At 58.9% G+C, this 20,353-nt stretch carries 19 protein-coding genes and 1 pseudogene; 10 read left to right on the top strand and 10 right to left on the bottom strand.

Features of this window, described 5'->3' with window-relative positions; genetic code table 11:
* Window positions 1-9 precede the first annotated feature (9 nt).
* From ACTG3T_RS10080 to ACTG3T_RS10065, 4 genes are all read right to left on the bottom strand, one after another.
* Window positions 10-1,245 carry an acyl-CoA dehydrogenase family protein gene (locus ACTG3T_RS10080; protein ID WP_439102143.1) on the bottom strand — a complete coding sequence of 412 codons (1,236 nt, stop codon included), beginning with the start codon at window positions 1,243-1,245 and terminating at the stop codon, window positions 10-12.
* Between the two features lie 53 nt (window positions 1,246-1,298).
* The gene (locus ACTG3T_RS10075) at window positions 1,299-2,717 is read right to left on the bottom strand and encodes an amidohydrolase (protein WP_439102142.1); all 1,419 of its coding nucleotides are present in this window, start codon (window positions 2,715-2,717) and stop codon (window positions 1,299-1,301) included.
* Between the two features lie 104 nt (window positions 2,718-2,821).
* Entirely contained in the window at window positions 2,822-4,081 is a 1,260-nt protein-coding gene (locus tag ACTG3T_RS10070) for a valine--pyruvate transaminase (protein ID WP_439102141.1), read from the bottom strand.
* A 20-nt stretch (window positions 4,082-4,101) separates the two neighbouring features.
* On the bottom strand, window positions 4,102-4,326 hold the full coding sequence (locus tag ACTG3T_RS10065; RefSeq protein ID WP_439102140.1) for a SlyX family protein: 225 nt from the start codon (window positions 4,324-4,326) through the stop codon (window positions 4,102-4,104).
* A 62-nt stretch (window positions 4,327-4,388) separates the two neighbouring features.
* Here ACTG3T_RS10065 and ACTG3T_RS10060 point away from each other — a divergent pair, with 62 nt between their 5' ends.
* Both ACTG3T_RS10060 and ACTG3T_RS10055 read left to right on the top strand, forming a co-directional pair.
* Window positions 4,389-4,757, top strand: coding sequence for a stress response translation initiation inhibitor YciH (locus tag ACTG3T_RS10060; RefSeq protein WP_439102139.1), 369 nt, complete (start codon window positions 4,389-4,391; stop codon window positions 4,755-4,757).
* A gap of 356 nt (window positions 4,758-5,113) precedes the next feature.
* Entirely contained in the window at window positions 5,114-5,530 is a 417-nt protein-coding gene (locus tag ACTG3T_RS10055) for a hypothetical protein (protein ID WP_439102138.1), read from the top strand.
* On the opposite strand, the gene ACTG3T_RS10050 is transcribed toward ACTG3T_RS10055, so the two are convergent.
* From ACTG3T_RS10050 to ACTG3T_RS10040, 3 genes are read right to left on the bottom strand one after another with little or no spacing between them, the layout of a single operon-like run.
* Complete coding sequence (locus ACTG3T_RS10050; RefSeq protein WP_439102137.1) at window positions 5,507-6,142, bottom strand: TIGR04282 family arsenosugar biosynthesis glycosyltransferase; 636 nt, start codon at window positions 6,140-6,142, stop codon at window positions 5,507-5,509. The genes ACTG3T_RS10055 and ACTG3T_RS10050 overlap by 24 nt on opposite strands.
* Before the next feature lies 1 nt (window position 6,143).
* Entirely contained in the window at window positions 6,144-6,860 is a 717-nt protein-coding gene (locus ACTG3T_RS10045; protein ID WP_439102136.1) for a TIGR04283 family arsenosugar biosynthesis glycosyltransferase, read from the bottom strand.
* On the bottom strand, window positions 6,853-8,799 hold the full coding sequence (locus tag ACTG3T_RS10040; RefSeq protein WP_439102135.1) for a transglycosylase SLT domain-containing protein: 1,947 nt from the start codon (window positions 8,797-8,799) through the stop codon (window positions 6,853-6,855). The genes ACTG3T_RS10045 and ACTG3T_RS10040 overlap by 8 nt, the downstream gene beginning before the upstream one ends.
* A 67-nt stretch (window positions 8,800-8,866) precedes the next feature.
* On the opposite strand from ACTG3T_RS10040, the gene ACTG3T_RS10035 reads away from it, so the two are divergent.
* Complete coding sequence (locus tag ACTG3T_RS10035) at window positions 8,867-9,964, top strand: DUF481 domain-containing protein (RefSeq protein WP_439102134.1); 1,098 nt, start codon at window positions 8,867-8,869, stop codon at window positions 9,962-9,964.
* On the opposite strand, the gene ACTG3T_RS10030 is transcribed toward ACTG3T_RS10035, so the two are convergent.
* Both ACTG3T_RS10030 and ACTG3T_RS10025 read right to left on the bottom strand, forming a co-directional pair.
* Window positions 9,965-10,192 carry a hypothetical protein gene (locus ACTG3T_RS10030; RefSeq protein WP_439102133.1) on the bottom strand — a complete coding sequence of 76 codons (228 nt, stop codon included), beginning with the start codon at window positions 10,190-10,192 and terminating at the stop codon, window positions 9,965-9,967.
* 1 nt (window position 10,193) lies between these two features.
* Window positions 10,194-11,090, bottom strand: coding sequence for a VOC family protein (locus ACTG3T_RS10025; protein WP_439102132.1), 897 nt, complete (start codon window positions 11,088-11,090; stop codon window positions 10,194-10,196).
* A gap of 130 nt (window positions 11,091-11,220) precedes the next feature.
* Between ACTG3T_RS10025 and ACTG3T_RS10020 the strand changes: the two genes are divergently transcribed.
* Together ACTG3T_RS10020 and ACTG3T_RS10015 are read left to right on the top strand one after the other, a co-directional pair.
* Window positions 11,221-12,228 carry a D-cysteine desulfhydrase gene (locus ACTG3T_RS10020; RefSeq protein ID WP_439102131.1) on the top strand — a complete coding sequence of 336 codons (1,008 nt, stop codon included), beginning with the start codon at window positions 11,221-11,223 and terminating at the stop codon, window positions 12,226-12,228.
* A 5-nt stretch (window positions 12,229-12,233) separates the two neighbouring features.
* Window positions 12,234-12,938: an aspartate/glutamate racemase family protein gene (locus ACTG3T_RS10015; RefSeq protein WP_439102130.1), complete on the top strand. Its 705-nt coding sequence runs from the start codon at window positions 12,234-12,236 to the stop codon at window positions 12,936-12,938.
* Between the two features lie 3 nt (window positions 12,939-12,941).
* Here ACTG3T_RS10015 and ACTG3T_RS10010 read toward each other — a convergent pair whose 3' ends face one another.
* Window positions 12,942-13,832 carry a creatininase family protein gene (locus ACTG3T_RS10010; RefSeq protein ID WP_439102129.1) on the bottom strand — a complete coding sequence of 297 codons (891 nt, stop codon included), beginning with the start codon at window positions 13,830-13,832 and terminating at the stop codon, window positions 12,942-12,944.
* A gap of 313 nt (window positions 13,833-14,145) precedes the next feature.
* Between ACTG3T_RS10010 and ACTG3T_RS10005 the strand changes: the two genes are divergently transcribed.
* The 5 genes and pseudogenes from ACTG3T_RS10005 to ACTG3T_RS09985 all read left to right on the top strand — a co-directional run.
* Window positions 14,146-15,432 (top strand): cytochrome c, encoded by a 1,287-nt coding sequence (locus tag ACTG3T_RS10005; protein WP_439102128.1) that lies wholly within the window; start codon window positions 14,146-14,148, stop codon window positions 15,430-15,432.
* 93 nt (window positions 15,433-15,525) lie between these two features.
* Window positions 15,526-17,235, top strand: coding sequence for a DUF1592 domain-containing protein (locus ACTG3T_RS10000; protein ID WP_439102127.1), 1,710 nt, complete (start codon window positions 15,526-15,528; stop codon window positions 17,233-17,235).
* The gene (locus ACTG3T_RS09995) at window positions 17,232-18,566 is read left to right on the top strand and encodes a DUF1552 domain-containing protein (RefSeq protein ID WP_439102126.1); all 1,335 of its coding nucleotides are present in this window, start codon (window positions 17,232-17,234) and stop codon (window positions 18,564-18,566) included. The genes ACTG3T_RS10000 and ACTG3T_RS09995 overlap by 4 nt, the downstream gene beginning before the upstream one ends.
* Window positions 18,559-19,941: a hypothetical protein gene (locus ACTG3T_RS09990; protein ID WP_439102125.1), complete on the top strand. Its 1,383-nt coding sequence runs from the start codon at window positions 18,559-18,561 to the stop codon at window positions 19,939-19,941. Before ACTG3T_RS09995 ends, ACTG3T_RS09990 begins: the two co-directional genes overlap by 8 nt.
* Window positions 19,941-20,353, top strand: a pseudogene (locus ACTG3T_RS09985) (hypothetical protein); the annotation flags it as partial. The gene ACTG3T_RS09990 and the pseudogene ACTG3T_RS09985, both read left to right, overlap by 1 nt.

The raw sequence follows: 20,353 nt of genomic DNA, 5'->3' as shown, positions 1-20,353 counted from the left end.
CCGGCAAGTCTATTTGGACTTGGCGAGTCCCAGGACTCGCTCGCCCAGAATATTGCGCTGAATTTCACTGGTGCCCGCGGCAATGGTCATGCCGTAGGAGTTCATGTAAGCCAGGGGCCATTGCCCCCTCGCAGGTGCGTTCTCATCTGCCAGATACAGACTTGCCGCCGGACCTTCCACTTCCAAAGCCAGTGCCGCGGTGTCCTGGGCAATCTCCGACGCGAGAAGTTTGTTTTGCAAGGGCAGCCGCATGGGATGGTCAATGAGTGCCGGCACCCGGGACCGCCGCTGGTGTTCCTTGAGCGCCTCCTCACGGATAAGCTGTCGCATCATACGATCTCGCAGCAGGGGATCAGCAGATGCCTGCTGCGCACCCCGGGTTGTTTTGCTCGCCAGGTCCATGACGTTGCGTGAACTGATGGACAGGGAACTCTCGCTCTTGAGACCACCGGCGCGGGGCGTTACCAGTTCACCGGCACCCCGTTCGTGGAGCAGGGTTGTCATCGCTACCTGCCAGCCCTTGCCAAGCTCATCCAGGCGGAAACTGTCATCCACCTCGAGATTTTCAAAGAGCACCTCGTTGAAGCCGGTCTCACCGGTCATCTTGATCAGCGGTTTTACGGTGACCCCCTTACCAAGGGCAGAGGCGATAGGCACCACAAAGTAGGACAGGCCTTCGTATTTGTGACCTTTGTCGGTACGCAAAAGAATGATCATCCACTCGGCAAAATGGGCCAGGCTGGTCCAGACCTTGTGGCCGTTGATAATCCACTTGTCGCCCTTGGGTTCTGCAAAGGTTTGCACATTGGCCAGGTCGGAGCCGGCACCGGGCTCGCTAAACCCCTGACACCAGATATCTTCACCGGAAAACAAACGCGGCAGCAGCTGCTCCTTGAGCTCATCCTTGGCATGGTGAAACACCGTGGGTGCTGCCATACCCAGGCCGATAACGTTGGGATAGTAAGGCGTGCGTGCCGCCACCAGCTCCTCATTGGCAACGCGCTGGCAGTCATTGCGACCACCCCCGCCCACTTCCACGGGATAATCACAACCGACCAGACCCGCATCATAAGCCGCCTTCTGCCAGCTCTGGAGATAGGCCATTTGTTCGGGGGTCATGATCTCCAGGGGCGACAGCGGCAGACGTACCGTTGGTTCCCCCGGATGATTATCAGCGATCCACTCTTTACAGTAGCGACGAAATTCCGCCTGCTCCGCCGTGTCCTTACGTTCACTGTCTGACATCTATTGTTCCTTCTCCTGATACGAGCTGCAGGGTTTATGCTGCGTCAAATAGTCTACTTGCGGTAGTTCAGTGCGGGCGCCCTATCTCCCAGGAGAGCCTCGTAATCAAAATCATCACCGCGACGCCGGGCGAATTCCGCTTTAGCGGCTTCGCGCAGCGCCTCGTCGGTGTAAATTTTCACTGCGGCACTGCTTAGGGCACGGGCCGCGAGATCGGCACCTTTAAACCCAATGGAGGAACCCGCAGCGGCAACCGCCTGCCAGCTGTGTCCTGCAGTACCCGGCACGTAGGTCGCCGTACTCATACCAACGGTGGGCACCGCAATGGAGACATCGCCCACGTCGGTAGAACCATAACTCAGTGACAGGCTGTAGGGCTGTATCTCCTCCTGGGAACCCAGTTCCCGCGCCGGATCATCAAAGCTCTTGTAGATTTCTTTCGCAAAGCGGGCTTCCTCGGCGTCGTACTCAATGCCACCGATCTCGCGCATAGTGGCGTCCATCATTTTATGCAGCGTTTCATTAACCAGCACCGGGTAGTTGCCGTGAATGATCTCCACTTCAAGCTCCGTGCCGGTGCCTTCCGCAGCGCCTCGCGCGGCAGCTTCCATACGCTCCCACAAGGAACGCACGGTTTTGGCCTCGGGATGGCGCAGGTAATAGAAGACTTCGGCATAGTCGGGAACGACATTGGGCGCGTTGCCCCCCGAGGTAATTACATAGTGGATGCGTGTTTGCTGAGGAACGTGCTCGCGCATCATATTGACCATGTAATTCATGGCCTCCACGGCATCGAGCGCTGAGCGACCGCGCTCCGGAGCACCTGCAGCGTGGGCAGATACCCCCCGAAAGCGGAATTTCGCAGAGCGGTTGGCGAGCGTCGTTGCCGCCGCTGCGGAGTTCTTGTCCGAGGGATGCCAGTGCATGGCAAAGTCCACATCATCAAATAGGCCGGCGCGAACCATGTACACCTTGCCACTGCCTCCCTCCTCGGCAGGCGTCCCGTAGAAGCGGATCGTACCGGGAGTGCCGGTGCTGTCCAGCCACTCCTTCACGGCGATGGCCGCCGCTGCAGAACCCGCGCCGAAGAGGTTATGGCCGCAGGCATGTCCTGCCGACTTTGCTTCGAGAAGGCTTCGCGTAGGCACTGAATCCTGGGTAATGCCCGGTAATGCATCAAATTCACCAAGAATCGCGAGCACCGGTCCACCGTTGCCATAGCTGGCCACAAAGGCTGTGGGAATATCTGCAACGCCGCTTTCAATAGAGAAGCCTTCAGCGGCCAGCTGTTCCTGGAGGAGCGCGCTGCTGCGGGTTTCCTGGTAGCCCACTTCGGCAAATTCCCAGAGAGAGCGTGCGGTTTGCGCCGTTTGCTCGTAGTTGGCATTGAGCCAGTCAAGGTGCGCTGACTCCTGAGCGACCGCAGCAACACTCGCTGTGCCGAGTAGTGTGGCAAGGACTATTTTTCGCATTGATATTTCCCCTGTTAGTATTTTCTCAATGTGTTGGCGCTGTCGTTGGCGCTGTCGTTGGCGCTTTAGTTGACCATGGCTTTTCTGGCTGTCGTAACCAATGATCATAGCCCCTGTGCATAGCTGCGATGGAGCTCACTCATGATCAGTGCGATACCCCCTTCAATTGTTTCACGATCTCCAGCATAGGAAACTCGCAAACATTCCCGGCTGTGAGGCCAGTCATCACCCGTAGCGATGAAAAACTCATTGCCCGGCAGGACGATAACGCCCCGTGCTTTTAGGCGCTCGTAGAGAGTAGAGCTGTCGATGGGCAATCCCTCACACCACAACCACAGGAAAAAGGCGCCTTCAGGCCTGTGGATCCACACAGGCAAATCGCCCCGCCCCGCCTCTACCGCTGCTACGGCAAGCTGCTGCCGCTCCCTATAATAAGGTTGTATTTCCTGGCGGCACAGTGCCATGAGTGACCCGTCATCGAGCATACCGCGAAGGAGTTGCGGGCCCAGGGTGCCACAGGCGAGACTGACCACGGTATTGGCCCGGGCAAAAGCCTGCGCGATATCCGGATGAGCGATAACGATGCCACTGCGCACTCCCGGCAGTCCCAGTTTGGACAGACTGAGCATCAGAATGTCATGCTCAGTCCAGGAGGCGCTTGCCGAGGGTTCTATAAGCCCCGGAAAAGGATGACCATAAGCGCCGTCAATGATGAGTGGGATGTCCTGTGCCCGCGCACGTTCGTCGAGGAGTGCGACTTCCTCGTCAGAAATCACGTTTCCCGTGGGGTTACTTGGACGGGAGACGCAGAGCGCTGCGGTTGATGGAGACAAGGTCAGGGCATCACTATCCACGTGATACTTGAACTGACCGCCTGCGAGACGCTCGATACGAGGTCTGGTTGCGGTAAAAAAATTGTCGCTGAGCCCGATGTCGCGATAGCCCACATATTCGGGACACAGCGGCAGATGTATCTGGCGCTCGACACCATCGGATGCCCGCCCCGCAAACAGGTTATAAAGCACGAAAAACGCGGACTGACTGCCATTGGCGAGGGCAATATTCTCAGGCCCCACAGCCCAGCCGTATTCGCGCCTCAAAAACCGGGCCAGCTCTGCTCGGAACACCCGGTCCCCCTGGGGCTCCTGATAAACACCCAACAACTCATGACGTCGATCTCTATCTGCCGCAAGCGCTGACAATCGCGCCGCAAAGGCAGCTTCTACTGACTCGATGCGACCGGGGTTGCCGCCGCCCATAAACAGTAGTGAAGGATCATCGCTCAGGGCGGCACCGAGGTCATCCATGAGACCGCTGATACCGCTGTTGGCAGCAAATTTTTCACCGAAGCTGGAAAACTGCATGGCGCGAGTGTACCTGGGACCTAGTAATGCGGTGGCTTTTCGACGACGCTATCTCCGGCCGTCTGGCTGTCATTCTCGCGCAGGGCCCGCAATTGCTCGCCGAGCAATGCCACCTGTCGCTGGAGCAGCAGAATGTCCTGCTGCTGGGTCGCAAGGGCATCGTTGAGACGCTGAACACTGTCGTTCTGAAACGCCAGCTCCGCCTGGAGTTTACCAATATCAGCAGTGGTCTGATCTTCGTTCACGGGGTTCACCAAATGACAAAGCGCTGTACCCTACACTGCCCCCCAAGGCAGGAGCAACGTCCATGAGTCGAGGCGCGCAAGGTAAATCCCGCACGGTGTACAGCACGGACAAGGGCCGTCTCTGTCCGGACTGTGGCGTGGTCAAAGCTGACTGCCGCTGCAGGCTTCTGAAAGCCGCGGCCCCCTCGGGTGACGGCGTGGTGCGCCTCAAGCGAGAGACCAAGGGTCGGGGCGGTAAAGCCGTGACCCTGGTGACGGGTCTCCCCGATGACGCCCCGACTTTGAAAAAGCGGGCCAAGGCTCTCAAGCAGCGCTGTGGCGTCGGTGGTGCTATCAAAGATGGGGTCATTGAGATTCAGGGAGACCAGCGCGAGACCATCAAAAACATGCTCGAAGCCGAGGGATTAACGGTAAAACTCGCGGGGGGCTAGCGCCGAAGCTGTTTATTGGTTAAATTTTGATCAATTTATCCCCAAACCCACGGCTGCGCGCCCCTTTTTTGGCGCCACATCGGCAAAAAAAGCCCCAGTTAGCATCGAAATACAAAAATAAGATAAATAAAATGCTCTAAACCACTAATTTATATTGGATATTTAAAATCGGTATGGTAAAAATAGACCGTGGCGGAGATGGTACCGCCTAAATACCGGTTACTCCGGATGCTTCGGGTTTACAGGAGCGTCCATCGCGTTGGGACGGGATTGGGAGCAATCGGTAATAGCATGCAAACCGGTGATGAGATGCCAAATAGCATTCATGCCATGTTCCTGCGAGGAGCTTGCTATCTATGTACATCACAGCTGAACACCTGCGCGAGCAGGTTATAAAACCCACTCTGGAATATCTCGGAGAATGGTCCCCCGATGCGGAACGGGAGTTGCTGGCAGCAGCGCTTCGCAAGACCGAAAGGGGCATGCTTTCCAGACGGGAGCCCGGCCTGGGATTGTTTCAGATCACCTCGAACCAGCATCGGGATCTGTGGGATCGCTATCTGGCGTTCCGTCCTGACATCGCAAGCCGCGTCCGCGGACTGGCGAGTCAGCGGGCTTTTCTGAGCAATCCCGACAGCGAACTGCAAACCAATCTAAGCTACTGCACGGCCATTGCCTGGCTTCTTTATCAGCAAGCGCAGGTCCATAGCGATTGGCAGAACACAGGCACTCTAAGTGCTGTTGCCGGTTCAGCGGTCGCCGCTCACGCCTGAACGAAGCTCCCCCTCCCATCGGCGCAGATCTCCGGGAGTGTCGATATCGTAGAGGGTGCTTAGCTCACAGGTCGATAAGCCCTCCGCGGTGAGTCTCGCGCGCGTTGCCGCAAGCACCGAGTCATCGCCCCAGGGCACACCGGCCAACATTCCTCCGGCGACACGCCGACACCCGATCAACACAAAGCCACCGTCCTCCGCAGGTCCCAACACCACGTCCGAATGCCTCAGGGCGTTAAACGCGGTCTCGAGATACCCCGCGGTCAGCACAGGGCAGTCACTACCTACCAGGACCACCGCGTCGGCGCGCTGGAGGCCCTTGCAAAGCGCTGTACCCATGCGCTCCCCGAGGTCACTGCCCTGCTGCAGAAAAGGCCCGGTCATACCCAGATCCAGAGCCTTGGAAAGCGTTGCATGCTCCCCGGCCCTATCAAGCCACAACTCAGTCACGCCGAGCTTGGACTGCGTGAGTGTTGCAGCGGTGCGTAACAGCAACTTTTCGTGAACGGCACAGGACTCTGTGGCGCTCAGCTCAGCCTGCAGCCGGGTCTTTACCCGACCCGGTTCCGGGTAGCGGGCAAACTGCTGGAGAAGACATCGCGACACCCTCATCTCACTGGCCGCCCCTGGAGATCGTCACAGCGTGTTTCCCGTAGTAATGCCGCCAGAGACGTCGTGGTGACACGCCGACAAAATAAGCCAGACGCAGCGCCCACATGCGAAAAATCGTGCGCCAAAGTCCTTTTTCATCCCAGCGTCGACCGCTGGAATGCACCTCGAGGGGCAGCATGCCCCCCCGGGCGTGACGACGGAGACGCTTGCAGATCTCCACATCCTCCATAAGCGGCACTGCAGAAAATCCCCCCAGCGTTTCAAAGAGCTCCCGTTCCACCAACAAAAGCTGATCGCCCGTTGCGATGCCCGTGACCGCTGAGCGGTGGTTCATAAAAGTGCTCACCATTGCCAACCCCCATGAGCGGCCCTGCAAGGCAATACGACAAAAACCCCAGCGAACATCGCCGGTAAGAGCGGCCCGCAGCTCCCCCGCATCAAAGCGGGGGTGAGTATCTGCATGAAGAAACGCCAGCCAGGTGTTTTTTGCACAGGCGGCCCCCAGGTTCATCTGCCGCGCGCGGCCCGCCTCGCCAAGGAGCACCAGATCGGCACCGCGCAGGGCGCGGGAAACGCTGCCATCTGCGCTGCCACCATCAACAACGACAAGTTCCGCATCGGTAAACTCACGGCGCAGAGTCGCCAGTAACGCGGGCAGCCGTGGGCCCTCGTTCACCACGGGAATCACAAAACTCAATGATGGTGAGGGTTCAGTCATTTGGCGCCGGGTTGGCGACGCCCATCAACTGCGCTTTCTCACCCAGGCGATAGTCGAAGACCACGCTGTAGGCCAGCACGGCTTTTACATAGTTGCGGGTCTCACGATAGGGGATGGTCTCTATCCACGCATCCAGCGGCAGATCCTCGCGCAACCAGTTTTTCACGCGGTTCGGGCCGGCGTTATAGGCCGCGAGTGCCACCGCACGATTACCATCAAAACGCTCCAGCAGTTGATGGTAATAGGCACTGCCCAGCGTAATATTGTATTCGATGTTGTCCAGCGCCTTGGTGCTTACGGGAACGCCTACCTTGCGCGCGACGGAGCGCCCTGTCGCAGGCATCAACTGCATGAGACCACGAGCGCCCACCGGGGATCGCGCCGTCGGAGAAAAGGCGCTCTCCCGCCGAGCAATAGCCATGAGTTCACTCACTGGCAAGGACTGCGCGGCGGCACGCTGATAAAAGTCATCCACAAAGGCCAGCGGGAAGCGCAAATCGAGGGCGTTCCAATGGTGTCCCGCGTTCGCAGCATCAATACCCAGCCGGTGCCAGCCCTGCTCCTTTGCGATGTGAGCCAGGGCAAGTTGCTGATTCTCATCAAGACGCCGCAGCGTGTAGGTCCACTCCGATTCCGCAAGCCGGTTCTCGCCAAGGACATTAAGCTCGTGAACCCGCCACAGGGAATCCCTAGTCCACGCTGGCAAATCCGCAGCAGGCTCCGTGCTGACTGAACCTCCTCCCTCCTGATAACTGTAGGGCAGGCCCAGCTTGTCAGCGCTCAGAAAACCGTAGTAGCTGCGCTCCTTTGCCACGGCCGTATACAGCATTTCTGCGTCAGTCTCGCGGCCCCGGGCTTCCAAAGACCGCGCATACCAGTAACGCCAGGTGCCCTCCTCCTGCGCTTCCTTGCTGAGGGAGAGAAAGTGTTGCGCAATGGCAGGCCAATCCTGCTCTGCAATCGCCCAACGAAGGCGCAATGTCGTGAGTTTGTCGTCAGCCCACCGGGAAAGACGCTCGTCCGCCCAAGCCCTGACGGCCTCATCTCTCTCGAGGAGTCCCCGAAAAGCGATAGCCGACACCAGCCGTTTGCGCTGCTGATCGTTGAGAAGCTCATCATTCAAAGCCTCGAGCTGTTTCAATGCCCGAGCCGGGTCGTAGCGCGAAAAACGCTCCAGTCCGAGGGTAAGCACATCCGCTTTCCAGGGAGCTCCAAGATCCGATGCCAGATCAACGCTACGCTGGGGCTGGCTATAGCTGCGTCTCAAAATAGACAGGGCGGGCTGTAAATCTTCGCTACCCAGGGACGCGATGTACCGCAGCAAGCCTCCTTCCCGAGCGGCGAAGGCAAGCTTGGCCCGCTGCCAGACAAGGGCGTCGTTGAGCCCCCCCGATGCCTGCCAGAGTTTGAAGAGGGGGTCGCAGGCATCATCGACGGAGCTGGGAGATACCCACAAACGACTGGCCAGCGCCCAGGCCTCCTCCTCGGAATCTCTCGCCCGCTTCGCCCGCCCGTAGTAACAGCGTAGATTTTCACTGCGGGGTTCGCGAGTCGCCGCATCAAGATAATCTCCCCAGCGACGACGTTTTCCCGCGGCGCTCAGATAACTCCCCAGGTAACGTACGCCGAGGGGGCTGTGCCTTTGCGCCGTCACAAATTCCCGAGCTTTGCTTCCGGGAGTTACGGTGAGCCGCCGCAGGAGACGATCGTAATCCAAGTAAGGACTCAGAGGATATCCATCCAAATTCTTTCGTTCGCGATCGAAGGCCGACCAGTCCCCCGACTTGATCATTTCCTGCGCGCGAAGAAATCGCTCTCGGCCCGCCACAAGCGATGCCTCATCAGCGATACCCGGAAAGGCAGCATTGTCAACGGCCGCTTCCGCGGGAGCCAGGACCGACAGTGTTAGAAGAAGCAGTACTGGCGGTAAAACTCCCATCAGGGGAATTTTGCAGGCTGATGGCGGTAAACTTGAGCCACACACGGACAAATAGCGGTGAACGACGGTGAACAGTTTGGAGACGCTTGCGGGGCAAGACCTGCGCCCAACAGCAAGAGACCCATGGCGGCTGCAACGCGTGATGATGGTAATCATGCTCCTGTTGATCTGCGTTTGTCTGAGTGATTCGGCAGCGGCTCAGCGCAGGACCGATACTATCACTCTCTACAACGGTGACCGAATTACCGGCGAAATAAAATCAATGCTGGGGGGCCGCCTCAGTTTTAAAACAGACGCCATGGGCACTCTGGACATTGAGTGGCAGGAAGTGGCCAGCATTGAATCAAACTTTAACTACGAATTGCGTCTGGATAACGGACAGCGCTTCTATGGCAGCGTAAAACCGGGAGCGATGCAGGGGACGGTAACCCTTGAGGATGTTTTTGGCTCAAAAAACTTTGGCTGGCAGGAAGTCGTCGAGATCCGCCCGGTGGAGGAGAGCTTTGTCGATCGCATTGATATCTATGTGGCCGCGAATTACGCCTTCACCAAGGCCAGCGGCGTGGCTCAGACGGAGTTTCGTACAGACATCTCCTACGAAGATGAAGAAACGCTCAATGCCCTTACCAGTCGCGTCACCGTCTCTGACACGGACGAGGAATCTACCGCCAGTTCACGCATCAGTCTGTCGCGTAAGGTATGGACCGATCGCGCCGCAAACTATCGACTGGTTTTCGGCGGCTTTGAATCCAACGACGAACTGGGCCTGGACTATCGTGTTGCTTTAGGAGCGGGCCTCGGGCGCTACTTTGTGGAGAGTCCCCGGAGCGAACTCATCGGCAGCGTGTCCGTACAGGGACTGGAAGAGCGGAGTATTGGCGGTGACACCCAGGAAAGTCTTGAAGGCGTTCTCACCCTGGGCTACTCGCGATGGCGCTTTGACAGCCCTGAGTTAAAACTCAAACTTGATGCCTCGCTGTACCCATCATTAACCGAAAACGGTCGTATACGAGCGGACACCAGCGCTACGCTGCGCTGGGAAATGATCAGCGACCTCTTCTGGGACTTCAGCGCCTGGGGAAGTTATGACAACTCCACAGTGGAAATTGACGCCGCCGGCGAATTCGACTGGGGGGTCACCACGGGCGTGGGATGGAGTTTTTAGTCAGCGAATACGTCCGCCAACAGAAATACTGGTGCGCATGCGCGGCTGTCCCCACCCTCCGTAACCCCCGTAATAGCCTCCCCCGTATCCGGTAGACACTCCGACACTGCCATAGACGTGAGGATCATCGCAGCCGCTGAGCGACATTACCGTGCCCGCGATAACAGCCAATCCGAGGCAGCGAAGGATTCGCCGACCATTTCCCGAGACCTGTTTTAAGCTAAACATTTTAAATGTCCTCTATCAGGGACTGATCGTCGCCCCAGGTTTGCAGGGCAATGGGAGCGCCGGACGGACCGGCGATAACGGCCACATGGCCGCCCGCCGGACGGGCCACCGTCGACACCAGCACTTCTCCCCCCAGGGTCGGCACCGCGGCCAGTAACGCCTCCAGTCGCGCAAGAGTCTCTACCCGGAGATAGGGCATCCACAAAGAAGGCATATCGGACTGAGGCAGGCTGCGAATACCTCCGCGCGTCACGTCACCGCTGCGTAGCAGGCGATAATCAATCGCATCAGCCTCGCCATCGCCCGCACTGGCATCAAGGTCCCCCAGCTGTGCATAAAAACGCGCAGCATCCGGAACATCCGAGGTCCACAGTTCGTGCCACAGGAATGCCCCTTCCGGCGGCAGGACTTCGTCATCAAGAGGGTCCCCCGTGACGGTGGTCAGCGTCGCAAAATGTGCGCCCTGGGCATCGGCAAACACGGCGATAGTGCCCCGATCCCCGATGGATAAGGGTTCGCGCAGGACCTGGCCGCCCGCTTCCCTGACAATCGTGACCGCCTCACTGGCATCAGGCACAGACAGCACCGACATCCACTGGGAAATATCACGCTGCGCGGGAAGACCCGACTGATCCACCATGCCCCCAATGGGCTTGCCCTCGATACTAATGACCCAGTAGCTGGCACCGAGCAGCTCCAGCGAACGGAACTCCCAGCCAAACAGCGTGCCATAGAACGTCTCGGTCCCTGCAGGGTCATCCGAGATCAAATCGTGCCAGATAAACTTGCCCGCCCGCCGCTCACCATCCGTCTCGCTGGCAACCGGAGGCAGGTTGTATTGAATCGATGAACAGGCGGTAAGCACGAGTCCCGCGACAAAAGCAAAGGGTCGATGCACAGAAAATCTCTCTCCAAACGGTTGGACAACAGTATAACTTGGACGGCAGCGTAATGGCGGCGGCCACGCGCATTCGGTAACCTTGTCGCTCTTAGCAACTTTCAACCCTCATTGTCCTCAGAGCTTACCTATGCATCTAGCCCGTTTTCCCCGTCTGCATTTCGCCCACCTGCCCACTCCCCTGGAGCCATTGCCGAATCTCAGCAGGGCACTGGGCGGACCCAACATCTGGATAAAGCGCGACGACTGCACCGGTCTCGCCGGTGGCGGCAATAAAACCCGCAAGCTTGAATTCCTCATGGCCGACGCACAGCAGCAGGGTGCAGACACCATCATTACCCAGGGCGCAACGCAGTCAAACCATGCGCGGCAAACCGCAGCGATCGCGGCGAAGATGGGCATGGAATGCGCGATCATCCTTGAGGACAGAACCGGCAGCACCGTCGACGACTACAACTTCAACGGCAATGTACTGCTCGATGAACTCTTCGAAGCCTCGATCAGCCGGGTTGCCGGCGGCACCGATATGAACGGGGCCATGGAAGAACTCGCTGACAGGCTCAGGAGTGATGGCAAAAAGCCCTACATCGTCCCCGGCGGCGGCTCCAACCCTATCGGCGCTTTAGGCTATGTTCACTGCGCCATGGAATTGCTCTACCAGGCGGACGTTCAGGGTCTGTCCATGGACCTGGTGGTTCACGGGACAGGCAGTGCCGGCACCCAGGCGGGACTTGTCGCCGGTTTTGCCGGCAGCAACAGCCAGGTCCCGGTGCTGGGGATCGGGGTCCGGGCACCCAGGGCAAAACAGGAAGAAAACGTCTTTAAACTGGCCCAGAGCACCGCAGAGTTGCTGGGGATACCCGGTGCCGTTCAGCGGGAGCATGTGCAGGCCAACTGCGATTATGTCGGTGAGGGCTATGGCATACCCACCGCCGGCACCATTGAGGCTATCGAAATCTTTGCCCGCAGCGAGAGCATTCTTCTGGATCCGGTGTATTCCGGAAAAGGCGCCGCAGGCCTCATTGATCTCATTCGTAAAGGGCACTTCGAGAAAGATCAGAACATCGTGTTTATCCACACCGGCGGCGCCCAGGCACTCTTTGCCTATCGCGACGCTTTTGCATACGGCGATAACTAGCGAATATGAGCCGCAGCAAAGCCGTAGGTGTTCTGGGGGGCATGGGACCCGCCGCGACCGTCGACCTGATGCAGAGAGTCATCGCGGCCACCCCCGCTTCGGACGACTGCGACCACATTCGCATGCTGGTCGACAACAATCCCAAGGTACCCTCGCGCATCAAGGCGCTCATTGAGAAAACCGGCCCGAGCCCCGTACCCGTCCTGACGGCCATGGCACAGCAGCTGGTCGCCCAGGGCGCGGATTTCCTGGCCATGCCCTGTAACACCGCGCATCATTTCTACGCTGAGCTAGCGAGCGCGGTGGACGTACCTTTCCTGAACATCACAGAACTCGTCGCTAAACGCATCGCGATTTCACAGCCGGCTGCGAGGCGCGTCGGACTTCTTGCTTCTTCAGCGCTGTCACAGATTCGTTTGTACGAACCGAGCTTTGATACGAGGAATATTGAGGCGGTTTACCCCGAGGCATCGCAACAGACCGAGCTTATGGCGCTGATTCAGGCCATAAAAGCCAATGGCGGTGAGCGATGCGGCTATGCCGCGTTGCAAAACAGCGCCGAGGCACTGGAAGCTGCTGGCGTGGATTGCCTGCTCATCGCCTGCACGGAGCTTTCTGTGGTGTCCGAGCAGCTGCGAAGCGCCCTACCCTTTTACGACGCCGCGGACATCCTGGCGCAGGAAATCGTCACCTACGCCGCAACAGATTAAGCGCTAGCGTGCCGAGTCAATGGCGTCACGGATGGCATCCGCTGTCATTGCGGCGCGAAAGGCAATCATGCGCTCTCCCAGCGCCACAGCGTCCTGCAGCGGTGTAATGGGTACGCCGTTGATGGACGCAAGTCCCGCCGATACCCGCTCATCGAAGCGCACCTGCGCAGGATCAGTGGCCATCATCATGGCTGTCACCCAGATGTCATCGTGGTGCCCGTCTTTTTGCGTCTCATCGATACCCAGCACATCACGGGTGTAGTTCTCCGTTGCTTCCCAACCCGGGTTGTAAAAGGCTTCGATAAAATGGAAACGCGTCGGCGTTTTCTCGAAACGTTCGTTCAGTGCCGCCGCCACGTTCTTCATACCTTCCTGATTTCCGCCACTGTCGCCGATCATCACGATATCGGTAAAACCTGACTGTTTGAGGCTGGTCGCTATATCGGTGAGTAATGCTTCGTAGGTGTCCGCGCTAAGGCTGATGGTGCCAGCGAAGCGCATGGAGCCTGTGGGAGGATCGATCCTGCCCTCGGGAACAAACTTGACAATGGGGGCACAGAGCGCGTTTTTGAGGCGACTTGCGATCGCCGGGCAGCTGCCCTCGAGGATCACATTGTGTTTGCCCGTCGCAAGAAAAGGACCGTTTTCCTCAATACCACCCGTGGGAATGATGACCGTGGTATGCCCCGACGCAACAAGATCGCGGACTTCCATCCAGGTCAGTTCCTCAAGCCAATAGGACTCTCGAGCCTCGATGGGTCTCTTGCCCCCAAGCTTGGCCGCGAGGAGTTTATCGGCCTCGGCCTGACTCTTTACCTCTGCCTGTGCCTGCAGCGTCAGGGCGATAACCGCCAAACACCCGGCAAGGGCGTGAATAAGCATTTTCTGCAGCATCTAAAACTCCCCATTATTGTCCAACACCTGAGTGACGGTGCATCCACGTCACCTCGCAGTGGCTGAATGCTACCGGAAAACAGCAGCTTTCGGCGGCGGCAAACGTCTCGGGTGTTACAGAATTGTGGTGCCTGAGGCCCGGCACTTGACAGAAACGCGGCATTATCCGGTAATGCCGCGGCAGCGCAGGCACGCTGGCCCCGGAGGCGCACTGCATATATCGCTGCCAGGCATGCCTCCATAACTTAGCGATGTCTGACGGGCTTCTCCATTGAAGTGACCACCATTGCTGTGAAAATGCTATGAGATTTTTATGAGTTTGCTCCGCGCTTTTGTCTTTATTTCTCTGGTCGCGCTCCTGGTCGTACTCGTTGTTGTGTTTAAACCCGTCAACCGGGACAGCGATGCGGGTCCATTGGCAGCCAGCGATGCAACCGAGGCCGAGCTCATCGAGCGAGGTGCCTACCTCGCGCTGGCGGGAAACTGTGCGAGCTGTCATACCGCCGCCGGCGGAGAATATATGGCGGGAGGCCTGCCTTTCGACACGCCCTTTGGCACGATCTACTCGACAAACATCACGCCTGACACAGCCACGGGCATCGGGGACTGGAGCGACCGGGACCTGCTGAACTCCATGCGCCACGGCCTGCGCGCCAACGGTGAGCATCTGTATCCGGTGTTTCCCTATACCGCATTCACCCAGGTGAGTAATGACGATGCCGCGGCCCTCTATGCCTACCTCCAGAGCATCCCGGCCGTGGAGCAGAAAAACGCTGACAACGACGTCTCCTTTCCCTTTAACCAGCGTCCGCTCATGGCTATCTGGAAGTTGCTTTTCTTCACGCCGGGCGCTTTTGAGGTAGACGACGAAAAGAGCAATGAATGGAACCGCGGTGCCTACCTCGTGGAAGCACTTGCCCACTGCAGCGCCTGTCACACGCCCCGCAATCTACTGGGAGCAGAGATAGCGACGGCGCATATGGCCGGCGGCGAATACTCGGACCGTGTGATGCCGGGGGTCTACAAACCCTGGTCAGCCCCTAATCTCACCGCATCGTCCCGAGGTCTGGGGGCCTGGTCCAAGGAAGATCTGAGGGCTTACCTCCAGACGGCGCGCAACGGTTTCCTCGAATCCTTTGGCCCCATGAACGAAGTAATCTTGCACAGTACGCGGCACCTTACAGCAAAAGATGTCGATGCCATGGCGGTCTACCTCAAGTCACTCCCCGCGGTAGAGCCACCTCCCGTCAGCGAGCCGGACACCGTGGTTATGGGGCGTGGTCGCACGATTTATAACCTCCATTGCGGCACCTGCCACCTACCCACCGGTGAGGGTGATCCAGAAATGGCGCCCCGGCTGAACCGCGGCAGCCTCGTGGTGCAGGCGGAGAACCCCGCATCCATGATCAATGCCATTCTTTACAGCCCGGAGGCACCGCGAGCCGATTTACCGGAAAAATGGCGTGAGCCCATGGAGGAGTTTCAATACATTCTCGATGATGAAGAACTAGCGGCCGTGGCGACCTTTATCCGTCACTCCTGGGAGAATCGCGCCGGCCCCGTCGCGCCAGAGCAGGTCGCAAGGCAGCGATGGGAATGAGCGTGAAGCCGGCTTTCGACCCAGAATGTTATAGTGGGGAACCGACCATACGAGGGTCAGCACTTGATTAATACCGGTCAAAGCCGTTCTTCCTTGAAGGCACTGGTCGCGACGGCAGTGGCAGCCTGTCTATTTCTTACTGCCTGCGGCGAGACGCCAAAGCCGACGGTCGCCGGTGCCTCGGAGTTGCGTGTGCGACTGCTCACCAGCGACCAGTACAGCAACAGCATCGCGCATATATTCGGCAGCGATATCAGTGAAAGCGTTATCCCACCGCTACCGCCGCTGCCGCGCAAGGATGGCCTTCTCGCGTCTGGCGCCGCTTTTGTGGGTTTGACCTCGGACCAGGTATCGCAGATCCAGCAGGCCGCTGCCACGATCGCAGCGCAGGTGGTGGACAGGAATCACCGCCCTTACCTCGTACCCTGTGAACCCGTATCCTCAAACGGGGCCGATGACAGCTGTGCCACGGCATTCATCCGGGATACCGGTCGCATGCTATTCCGACGGCCCCTGGAGAGCCGGCGTCTCTCGGACCTGGTGGCCGTAGCCCACGGGGCCGCAGAAAAAACGGGAAGTTTTTACGAAGGCCTGGCGTTGGCACTGGAGACTCTCCTTATCAGCCCCGAGTTTTTATTCGTCATGGATAGAGCCGAACCGGATCCCAATCGCCCGGAATCCCTGCGACTGGACGCCTACGCCCTGGCGTCCCGCTTAAGCTTCTTTCTATGGAACGCCACTCCCGACAGCGCCTTGCTCGATGCGGCGGCCAGCGGTGAATTGCACAGCCAGGCAGGTCGCGCAGCAGCGGTCAATCGCCTTATGAGCAGCCCCCGCCTCGAAGTAGGTATGCGGGCATTCTTTGACGACATGCTGGCCTTTGACGACTTTGACAGTCTGGCCAAGGATCCCATCGTCTATCCCAAGGTGACGGCCAGAGCCCTTGCCGATGCCCGGGAGCAGACGCTGCGAACCATCATCGATCATCTCCTTCGCGAGGACGCCGATTACCGGGATCTGTTCACCACGCGAAAAACCCACATGTCCATGTCCCTGGCAGCGCTCTACGGCATCCCCACACAGCAGGGCTGGAGCCGCTATGAGTTTGACGAAGAGAGTCACCGCAGCGGGTTACTGACCCACGTCAGCTTTCTTGCGGCGAACTCCCACGCGGTGCGCAGCTCCCCCACACTACGCGGCAAGGCCATGCGTGAATTGCTGCTGTGCCAACACGTGCCGGACCCACCACCCAATGTGGACTTTTCCAAGCTTGAAGACGCCGGTGATGTGGCCACAGCGCGGGATCGCTTGAAGGTGCACAACACCAACCCGTCTTGCGCGGGTTGTCATCTGATTACCGATCCCATGGGACTTGCTCTGGAAAACTTTGACGGCGCCGGTGGTTACCGGGAGACAGAAAATGGTGCCCCCCTGGATATCAGCGGCGAACTTGATGGCGTGTTCTTTGACGATATCGAGGGTCTGGGCACGGCGATGCGCAATCACCCCAAGCTATCTGCCTGCCTGGTGAATCGCCTGTATGCCTATGGTACAGGCGGCCCCGTGTCCTTGCGTTATGACCGGGATATTCTCAAGCGCTTTGAAGAACGTTTTGTCTCCAACGAGCACCGCGTACCTGCGCTGCTGAAAGACCTCAGTATGAGCGAGGCGTTTTCGTCCATTCGATCGCCAAAGCTCATCGCAAGCGAGCTTGCGGAAACTGACACAGCGCCAGTGAACCGGCTCCTCGCGGGGCGTCAGGACTTTACAAATCTACGAGACCAGGAGGAGGCAAATCGATGAGTGGAATGAATCGCCGCCGGTTTCTCCGCGGTACCCTGCAGGGTGCTGCCGTCAGCGTTGCCCTACCCTTTTTAGACGCTTTTCTGGATGGCAATGGAAAAGCCCTCGCATCCGGAGAATCCCTGCCCACAAGGTTTGGCACCTGGTCCTGGGGGCTGGGCATGAACCGCGATGTGTTTGTTCCCAGGAAAACCGGTGCCAACTTTGACCTGCCGCCGGAGATCAAATCCCTGGCGCCGGTGCAAAAGCACATCAACCTCTTCACAAATTTTGATGTCTTCAAGGATGACGCACCGAATCTCTGTCATCACTCAGGCTGGGTGGTACTGCGCTCCGGAACCGCGCCCACATCGCGTCCCAATCGCCCTGGCGAAACCATCGATGTATCCATCGCACGGAAGCTTGGCAACGAAACGCGCTTTCGCAGCCTCAGCGCCACCGCCACCGGCGATGTGCGGGACAGTTTCAGCTACGAAGCGGGCAATTCGGTAAACGCTCCTGAGTGGTCGCCCCTGCGGTTCTACCAACGTTTATTCGGCTCGGACTTTCAGAACCCCAACGCAGAGACCTTTACACCGGATCCGCGAGTGATGATTCGTAAAAGCGCGCTGTCCTCGGTGCAGGAAGATGCGAAAAAACTGAATAAATCCCTCGGCGCGGAGGACCGCGCACGCCTGGATCAGTACTTCACCGGGATTCGGGACCTGGAGCGTCGTTTTGACCTGCAGCTCACCAAGCCCGAGCCCCGCGAGGCCTGCGAGATCATTGATCCTCCTGCAGACATGCCCAGCGGTCTGGATGCGGACCTGGTGTCCCGGCGCCATCGCATCATGACAGACCTCATGCTCATGGCCGTGGCCTGTGACCAGACGCGGGTTTTCAACATGTTCTACGCGTCAGCGTTTTCAGCTACCACCAAACCCGGCTACGACAAGCCTCATCACACGGCGACGCACGAGGAGGCGGTGGACGAAAACCTTCGATACCAACCCAATGTGTCCTGGTATACCCGTCGCGCCATGGAGGAATGGGCCTATTACGTGCAGGCGCTGGCCGATTTTCGTGAAGGCGACGGATCTCTTCTGGACAACTCTCTGATTTACGCCACCACGGACCAGTCCTTTGCGAAAATGCACGCTATCGATGGCATCCCCATGTTCACCGCAGGCAACGCCGGCGGCAGAATCAAGACCGGTCTGCATATCGATGGCGGCGGAAGCCCCGGCTGCCGCCTTGGCTACACGGCGCAACGGCTCATGGGCCTGGATATTGCGAGCTGGGGAACAAAAAGCAACACGACCTCACAGGCCATCAGTGAAATACTTGTTTAGGACGCTCGTCACCCTGACCCTGCTGCTGGCAGCCACTCCTGACCTGAGGGCGGCAGAGCAGGACGGCGTGGGGCAAAGCGAGTCAATGCTCCGCGAGGCCTACCGTGACATACCCATGCCTTCGCGATTTCACGTTGAGCACACGGAGCTGGAAGGTCCCGTGTTCGCTAACGAGCAGGGGAAAACCCTCTATACCTGGCCTCAACTCAAGTTACGCAATGGCTACAGTGGTGAAGCGGCGGGTCAGATAGCCTGCTACGACGAAGTGGTCACCGTCAGCGCAGGCTTGATGAGCCCCTACCCAGCGGGCCTGAAGCTGCCGGAACTGGACTCCCGGCCCAGCTGCACTGATCTATGGCCACCGGTATTGGCTGCCAACGACGCAGAGCCCGTCGGCGACTGGAGTCTGCTCCTGAGGAAGGACGGTGCGAGGCAATGGGCCTATCGGGAGCAGGCGCTATACACCTCAGTGCGCGACAAAGAAGCGGGAGATACCTACGGTGGCTATCGTCGGAAACGCCGCGCGGACGGCGGCGGCGACGGTGACTCGCCTGCCGGTCGCGTTCCTGCGGGTCCCCCTCCGCTTTTACCCCCGGGCTTTGCGGTAAAGACCACCAGCATTGGCCGTATGCTGACGACCCATCAGAACTACGCGGTGTATGCCTTTGCAGGGGACAGCGCAGAAAAGGCGGCCTGTGTGGGCGAATGCACACGTGAGCGACAGCCGATTCTCGCACCGGCTCTGGCCAAGGCCTTTGGAGAATGGTCGGTACTTGAACGCGCCCCCGGGGTGCGTCAGTGGGTCTATCGCGGGGCACCGCTGTACACCTACACCCTGGATCCCGAACCCTGGAGTCAGGTGGGCAGCGATGCCGAGGGCTGGCGCAATGTCTTCACGCAGCGTGTGCCACAACTCCCTGCAAGCTTCACCCGCCAGCGCACACTCGCCGGCATCGTGCTCGCCACGGCCGAGGGTCAAACCATTTATACCTACCAGTGCGGCGACGATTCCGTGGATCAACTGGCCTGCGATCACCCCGACGACACGCAGGTTTATCGTTTGGCCATTTGCGGCGGCGGTGACTCCGCGCGCTGCCGGGAGCACTGGCCCTATGTGCTTGCGGGAGCGGAGGAGTCGAGCGTCAGCCGGGCCTGGCGCATTGTCGAGATAAACCCCAACACCGGTCGTTTTGCAGATGACGAGGATCCAGAGACTCTCCGGGTCTGGGCTTACCGGGAGCGTCCCGTGTACACCTACGAAGGAGATAAGAAACCCGGAGATGTGCATGGCGGAGGAACCGGAGAATGGCGCGGCAAACGCAACGGTCTGCGCGCGCACTGGCTCCGGGATGATTATATGAAAGGTATTCAGTAATGACGGACACGCTTGCTGCACAGAGTCGCTCCCGGATGCACGCCCTGCTCTCAGCATGGCGTCGACAGCTTACGCGTAAGCCCCTTGTCGCCTGCGCATGCGCCACCGCGATGATGTCATTCGCGCCCGGAGCGCAGTCTCAACTGACCGAGAGTCCGCTGCAAAACGGCAAGATCGGCTACGCGATGACGGACCTGTTCTGGTCGGTCTATCAAACCCCCAATGCCAAAGAGGAATGCCCCCGGGGCTTTAACGATGGTCCCCGGGAGCAGTTTGAGCAGCTGTTCCCCGAGCACCGCGAAATGACCGTCGAAGCGACCCGCCTGCAACAGGAAGCACAAACCTGGCTGCCCGACACGGAGTCTGACGGATTCGAATTCAAGGCCGTCGAAGGACCCTACTCCTGGGGACT

Origin of the sequence: Congregibacter sp., assembly GCF_965660375.1 — a bacterium.
Taxonomy (GTDB): domain Bacteria; phylum Pseudomonadota; class Gammaproteobacteria; order Pseudomonadales; family Halieaceae; genus Congregibacter.
This window is presented reverse-complemented; position numbering and strand designations above follow the sequence as displayed.

Bases quoted from the DNA above. Each gene is read 5' to 3' on its own strand.
- ACTG3T_RS10080 (WP_439102143.1), bottom strand. From the start codon at position 1,245: ATGTCAGACAGTGAACGTAAGGACACGGCGGAGCAGGCGGAATTTCGT.
- ACTG3T_RS10075 (WP_439102142.1), bottom strand. From the start codon at position 2,717: ATGCGAAAAATAGTCCTTGCCACACTACTCGGCACAGCGAGTGTTGCT.
- ACTG3T_RS10070 (WP_439102141.1), bottom strand. From the start codon at position 4,081: ATGCAGTTTTCCAGCTTCGGTGAAAAATTTGCTGCCAACAGCGGTATC.
- ACTG3T_RS10060 (WP_439102139.1), top strand. From the start codon at position 4,389: ATGAGTCGAGGCGCGCAAGGTAAATCCCGCACGGTGTACAGCACGGAC.
- ACTG3T_RS10055 (WP_439102138.1), top strand. From the start codon at position 5,114: ATGTACATCACAGCTGAACACCTGCGCGAGCAGGTTATAAAACCCACT.
- ACTG3T_RS10050 (WP_439102137.1), bottom strand. From the start codon at position 6,142: ATGAGGGTGTCGCGATGTCTTCTCCAGCAGTTTGCCCGCTACCCGGAA.
- ACTG3T_RS10045 (WP_439102136.1), bottom strand. From the start codon at position 6,860: ATGACTGAACCCTCACCATCATTGAGTTTTGTGATTCCCGTGGTGAAC.
- ACTG3T_RS10040 (WP_439102135.1), bottom strand. From the start codon at position 8,799: ATGGGAGTTTTACCGCCAGTACTGCTTCTTCTAACACTGTCGGTCCTG.
- ACTG3T_RS10030 (WP_439102133.1), bottom strand. From the start codon at position 10,192: ATGTTTAGCTTAAAACAGGTCTCGGGAAATGGTCGGCGAATCCTTCGC.
- ACTG3T_RS10020 (WP_439102131.1), top strand. From the start codon at position 11,221: ATGCATCTAGCCCGTTTTCCCCGTCTGCATTTCGCCCACCTGCCCACT.
- ACTG3T_RS10015 (WP_439102130.1), top strand. From the start codon at position 12,234: ATGAGCCGCAGCAAAGCCGTAGGTGTTCTGGGGGGCATGGGACCCGCC.
- ACTG3T_RS10010 (WP_439102129.1), bottom strand. From the start codon at position 13,832: ATGCTGCAGAAAATGCTTATTCACGCCCTTGCCGGGTGTTTGGCGGTT.
- ACTG3T_RS10005 (WP_439102128.1), top strand. From the start codon at position 14,146: ATGAGTTTGCTCCGCGCTTTTGTCTTTATTTCTCTGGTCGCGCTCCTG.
- ACTG3T_RS09995 (WP_439102126.1), top strand. From the start codon at position 17,232: ATGAGTGGAATGAATCGCCGCCGGTTTCTCCGCGGTACCCTGCAGGGT.